Annotated in this window: 2 rRNA genes; both read left to right on the forward strand. The window is 51.7% G+C overall.

Annotated elements, in window-relative coordinates:
• The first annotated feature begins 550 nt into the window (after window positions 1-550).
• A 16S ribosomal RNA gene (locus ACN083_RS08565) occupies window positions 551-2,076 on the forward strand.
• Window positions 2,077-2,418: 342 nt separating this feature from the next.
• Window positions 2,419-5,500 (forward strand): 23S ribosomal RNA (locus tag ACN083_RS08570).
• The 16S and 23S rRNA genes sit together here, the layout of an rRNA operon.
• Window positions 5,501-5,542: the final 42 nt, after the last annotated feature.

Raw genomic sequence — 5,542 nt, forward strand, 5'->3', positions numbered from 1 at the left:
TGTTTTGGGTGGGTGTAAAGTAGTACGAGTCGTCAGGGCGTGTGAGTGTTTATCGCTCCTTGTCAGATGATGTTTTTGATAATTTTATGAGTGGTTTTCCTTGGTTTTCTGGGGATGGTTTGTTGGCTGGGTTTTTCTGGTTGGTGGGTTGTTTCTGGTTTGCTGTGTGGTGTGTTTCACTTGTTTTGGTGTTGCATGTTGCGGGGGATTGCTGGTAAGGTTATCTGGTTGCCTGCTTTGGTAGGTGGCTGAAAAATGAGATTGACCGGCGTGGTTGTCACTGGGATGTTTTTCTTGGTGTGGTTGCGTGTGGTTTGTTGCTTGAGAACTCAATAGTGTGCTTTTTATTGTTCATAGCATCATCACGTGAGTGTGGTGGTGTGTGACTACAACTGATACCAAATTTTTATATATTTTATTTTGATATAACCTTTTTGGTTTCAGAATGACAGCATTGAAATGATGACCGAGTCACCGTACCCCGTGTGGCGTTTGAGGTTGTTGTTTTGTTTTTTATTTTGAGATCAGGTTTTCAAATGTCTTTTGTTTTCTAACGGAGAGTTTGATCCTGGCTCAGGACGAACGCTGGCGGCGTGCTTAACACATGCAAGTCGAACGATGAAGCTCCAGCTTGCTGGAGTGGATTAGTGGCGAACGGGTGAGTAATACGTGAGTAACCTGCCTTTGACTCTGGGATAAGCCTGGGAAACTGGGTCTAATACTGGATACGACCATTCTTCGCATGAAGTTTGGTGGAAAGGGTTTGTACTGGTTTTAGATGGGCTCACGGCCTATCAGCTTGTTGGTGAGGTAATGGCTCACCAAGGCGACGACGGGTAGCCGGCCTGAGAGGGTGACCGGCCACACTGGGACTGAGACACGGCCCAGACTCCTACGGGAGGCAGCAGTGGGGAATATTGCACAATGGGCGCAAGCCTGATGCAGCGACGCCGCGTGAGGGATGACGGCCTTCGGGTTGTAAACCTCTTTCAGCAGGGGAGAAGCGAAAGTGACGGTACCTGCAGAAGAAGCGCCGGCTAACTACGTGCCAGCAGCCGCGGTAATACGTAGGGCGCGAGCGTTGTCCGGAATTATTGGGCGTAAAGAGCTTGTAGGCGGTTTGTCGCGTCTGCTGTGAAAGACCGGGGCTTAACTCCGGTATTGCAGTGGGTACGGGCAGACTAGAGTGCAGTAGGGGAGACTGGAATTCCTGGTGTAGCGGTGAAATGCGCAGATATCAGGAGGAACACCGATGGCGAAGGCAGGTCTCTGGGCTGTAACTGACGCTGAGAAGCGAAAGCATGGGGAGCGAACAGGATTAGATACCCTGGTAGTCCATGCCGTAAACGTTGGGCACTAGGTGTGGGGGACATTCCACGTTTTCCGCGCCGTAGCTAACGCATTAAGTGCCCCGCCTGGGGAGTACGGCCGCAAGGCTAAAACTCAAAGGAATTGACGGGGGCCCGCACAAGCGGCGGAGCATGCGGATTAATTCGATGCAACGCGAAGAACCTTACCAAGGCTTGACATACACTGGATCGGATCAGAGATGGTTTTTCCCTTCGGGGCTGGTGTACAGGTGGTGCATGGTTGTCGTCAGCTCGTGTCGTGAGATGTTGGGTTAAGTCCCGCAACGAGCGCAACCCTCGTTCTATGTTGCCAGCACGTTATGGTGGGGACTCATAGGAGACTGCCGGGGTCAACTCGGAGGAAGGTGGGGATGACGTCAAATCATCATGCCCCTTATGTCTTGGGCTTCACGCATGCTACAATGGCCGGTACAATGGGTTGCGATACTGTGAGGTTGAGCTAATCCCAAAAAGCCGGTCTCAGTTCGGATTGGGGTCTGCAACTCGACCCCATGAAGTCGGAGTCGCTAGTAATCGCAGATCAGCAACGCTGCGGTGAATACGTTCCCGGGCCTTGTACACACCGCCCGTCAAGTCACGAAAGTTGGTAACACCCGAAGCCGGTGGCCTAACCTTTTGGGGGGAGCCGTCGAAGGTGGGATTGGCGATTGGGACTAAGTCGTAACAAGGTAGCCGTACCGGAAGGTGCGGCTGGATCACCTCCTTTCTAAGGAGCTCAATCTTTTGGTTGGCCTGGTTTGTTCACGAGTGTTGGACACTGGGTTTGCTCATGGGTGGAATGTTGGTTGTGGTTTTGGATGGTAGAGGGCGCATTGTTGGGTTTTGAGGTTGCAGGCTTTGGTTTGTGATTCTCGTTTTGCCTGGTGCTGGTGGGTGCTGCTGCTTTGTGTGGTGGTGTTTGTTGGTAGTTGGGTTGTTGTTTGAGAACTGTATAGTGGACGCGAGCATCTTCTGGAAACTGTTTGAATGATTTTTTTGTTTGGATGTGTTTCTTTGATTTGTAAGAAAACTTAGTTATTTTTGAAATAATCTTTGATTATTTTGTGTGTCGTAAGTCATTAAGGGCACACGGTGGATGCCTTGGCATCAGGAGCCGATGAAGGACGTGTGAATCTGCGATAAGCCTCGGGGAGTCGATAACAGGACGTTGATTCGAGGATTTCCGAATGGGGAAACCCAGCAAGTTGTAAGGCTTGTTACCACCAGTTGAATGTATAGGCTGGTTGGGGGGAACGCGGGGAAGTGAAACATCTCAGTACCTGCTGGAAGAGAAAATAAATAATGATTCTGTGAGTAGTGGCGAGCGAAAGCGGATGAGACTAAACCTGTGGTGTGTGATACCGGTTAGGGGTTGCATCATGGGGGTTGTGGGAGCAGCGTGGTAGTTCTAACTGGCTACTGGCTTGATGTCGTGTTGGGTAGGTGAAGGCCTTGGGATGGGCTGCCGTAGAGGGTGAGAGTCCCGTAACCGAAATTTGACACGCCGGGCGTTTGTTTTCCCGAGTAGCACGGGGCTCGTGGAATCTCGTGTGAATCTGCCAGGACCACCTGGTAAGTCTAAATACTTCCTGATGACCGATAGTGAATCAGTACCGTGAGGGAATGGTGAAAAGTACCCCGGGAGGGGAGTGAAATAGTACCTGAAACCGTGTGCTTACAAGCCGTTGGAGCCTTTTGGGGTGACAGCGTGCCTTTTGAAGAATGAGCCTGCGAGTTAGTGTTCTGTCGCGAGGTTAACCCGTGTGGGGTAGCCGTAGCGAAAGCGAGTCTGAATAGGGCGTTTGAGTGGCAGGATCTAGACCCGAAGCGGAGTGATCTATCCATGGCCAGGTTGAAGCGACGGTAAGACGTCGTGGAGGACCGAACCCACTTCAGTTGAAAATGGAGGGGATGAGCTGTGGATAGGGGTGAAAGGCCAATCAAACTCTGTGATAGCTGGTTCTCCCCGAAATGCATTTAGGTGCAGCGTCGTGTGTTTCTTATCAGAGGTAGAGCTACTGGTTGGCCGATGGGCCGTATTGGTTACTGACGTCAGCCAAACTCCGAATGCTGGTAAGTGAGAGCGCGGCAGTGAGACAGTGGGGGATAAGCTTCATTGTCGAGAGGGAAACAGCCCAGACCATCAATTAAGGTCCCTAAGCGTGTACTAAGTGGGAAAGGATGTGGAGTTGCTTAGACAACCAGGAGGTTGGCTTAGAAGCAGCCATCCTTGAAAGAGTGCGTAATAGCTCACTGGTCAAGTGATTCTGCGCCGATAATGTAGCGGGGCTCAAGTACACCACCGAAGTTGTGGCAATGAGATTTTTCTTGTTGGGTAGGGGAGCGTCGTGTATTCGGTGAAGCTGCGGTGTGAACTGTGGTGGAGGGTATGCGAGTGAGAATGCAGGCATGAGTAGCGAATCACGGGTGAGAAACCCGTGCGCCGGATGATCAAGGGTTCCAGGGTCAAGCTAATCTGCCCTGGGTTAGTCGGGGCCTAAGGCGAGGCCGACAGGCGTAGTCGATGGATAACGGGTTGATATTCCCGTACCGACGAAGAACCGTCAATACTGAATGGGTGATGCTAACTATGCGATGCTGGTGTGCCTTCTTTTTGGGGGTGTGCTGGTTGGTTGTAGGGTCCTATCCTTGGAGGTAAACGTATTAACAGGTGTGACGCAGGAAGGTAGCCAAGCCACGCGGTGGTTGTCGTGGTCTAAGCGTGTAGGGTATCCAGTTGTTAAATGCGCTGGTGTTGGCCTGAGACGTGATGGGACTCCTTTGTGGAGGATTTGGTGATCCTATGCTGCCGAGAAAAGCATCGGCGTGAGGTTCTAGTTGCCCGTACCCTAAACCGACACAGGTGATCAGGTAGAGAATACTAAGGCGATCGAGAGAATCATGGTTAAGGAACTCGGCAAAATGCCCCCGTAACTTCGGGAGAAGGGGGACCTTGAGCGTGAACTGCCCTTGCGGTGGGGAGCGTGTATGGGTCGCAGAGACCAGGGGGAAGCGACTGTTTATCAAAAACACAGGTCCGTGCGAAGTCGTAAGACGATGTATACGGACTGACTCCTGCCCGGTGCTGGAAGGTTAAGAGGATTGGTTAGCTCTTTTGGGCGAAGCTGAGAATTTAAGCCCCAGTAAACGGCGGTGGTAACTATAACCATCCTAAGGTAGCGAAATTCCTTGTCGGGTAAGTTCCGACCTGCACGAATGGAGTAACGACTTCCCTACTGTCTCAACCATGAACTCGGCGAAATTGCAGTACGAGTAAAGATGCTCGTTTCGCGCAGCAGGACGGAAAGACCCCGTGACCTTTACTATAGTTTGGTATTGATGTTCGGTGTGGCTTGTGTAGGATAGGTGGGAGATGTTGAAGCCGTGACGCTAGTTATGGTGGAGTCGTTGTTGAAATACCACTCTGGTCATATTGGATGTCTAACTTCGGGCCATGATCTGGTTCAGGGACAGTGCCTGATGGGTAGTTTAACTGGGGCGGTTGCCTCCTAAAGTGTAACGGAGGCGCCCAAAGGTTCCCTCAGCCTGGTTGGCAATCAGGTGTTGAGTGTAAGTGCACAAGGGAGCTTGACTGTGAGACTGGCAGGTCGAGCAGGGACGAAAGTCGGGACTAGTGATCCGGCGGTACGTTGTGGAACGGCCGTCGCTCAACGGATAAAAGGTACCTCGGGGATAACAGGCTGATCTTGCCCAAGAGTCCATATCGACGGCATGGTTTGGCACCTCGATGTCGGCTCGTCGCATCCTGGGGCTGGAGTTGGTCCCAAGGGTTGGGCTGTTCGCCCATTAAAGCGGTACGCGAGCTGGGTTCAGAACGTCGTGAGACAGTTCGGTCCCTATCCGCTGCGTGCGTTGGAAATTTGAGAAAGGCTGTCCTTAGTACGAGAGGACCGGGACGGACGAACCTCTGGTATGTCAGTTGTACCGCCAGGTGCATGGCTGATTGGCTACGTTCGGGAGGGATAACCGCTGAAGGCATCTAAGCGGGAAGCCTGTTTTGAGATGAGATTTCCTTGCCCTTTGTGGGTGTGAGGTTCCCTATAGATGATGGGGTTGATAGGCCGGGTATGGAAGCAAGGACGTGAGACTTGTGGAGTTGACTGGTACTAATAGACCGAAGGCTTATGTTTATTTTGGCTTTGTTTTTGTGTTTGTGTCCACTGTACGGTTTT

The sequence above is a fragment of the Rothia sp. CCM 9418 genome (genome assembly GCF_048512825.1).
Classification (GTDB): domain Bacteria; phylum Actinomycetota; class Actinomycetes; order Actinomycetales; family Micrococcaceae; genus Rothia.